Below are 778 nucleotides of genomic sequence, written 5' to 3'. Positions count from 1 at the left end.
GACCGGGGCTTCTAGGCCCCGCGCCTTCTTCGCCAGCTCCGCCGCCTCGTTGTCGAAGGCCGGGAGATCAACTTCCTCGAGCCGCTCATTGCGGTCGCGCACCGCTACGAACGGGCCACCCTTTGCAACCATTTCGGTGGCGAAACGAGTGGCTTGCGCGACCAGGTCACGGTCGAAGAGGGCGTCCACCAGGCCGGAGACCAGCGCATCGCCCGCGCCGATCGGCGTTCCAGAAACGATCATGCCAAGCGCCTTCCGCGCGCCGACAAGGCGCGGCAGCCGCACCGTGCCGCCGCCACCCGGCAGCAGCCCGAGCTTCACTTCAGGCAGGCCGAGTTTAGCCTGGACATCGGCGACGCGGAAATGACAGCCGAGCGCCAACTCGAGACCACCGCCGAGCGCAGTGCCGTGGATGGCGGCAACCGTCGGCTTGGCGATAGTCTCCAGCGTCGCCACGATGGCGCGCAGCTCTGGCTGCTGCAGCGGCTTGCCGAATTCGGTGATGTCGGCGCCGGCAACAAAAGTCCGCCCGGCGCAGGCAACGACGATGGCCGCGACCGATGGATCGTCCCGCAGCGAAACCAGGGCCTGCATCAACGGCTCGCGGACATGGAAGCTCAGCGCATTGACCGGCGGATTGTCGATGGTGACGATCGCCACGCCGTTCTCGTTTGCGACGTTGACAGAATTGGACACGCGGAACCTCCCGAGACCGGCTGCGATCGCGGATGGGTTTACTAGGCCGTGCCGCAAATGGAAACCCGATCCGCCTCTGGCC

At 66.6% G+C, this 778-nt stretch carries 1 protein-coding gene; it reads right to left on the bottom strand.

Annotated elements, in window-relative coordinates; genetic code table 11:
• A partial coding sequence (locus tag AC1DX0_RS36645; RefSeq protein WP_477359490.1) for an enoyl-CoA hydratase/isomerase family protein occupies positions 1-696 on the bottom strand: 696 nt, incomplete at its 3' end.
• Positions 697-778 lie beyond the last annotated feature (82 nt).

It is taken from the genome of Mesorhizobium sp. P3_A9, from assembly GCF_056402975.1.
The sequence above is the reverse complement of the archived record's forward strand: the minus strand, read 5'-3'. Positions and strand labels throughout refer to the sequence as shown.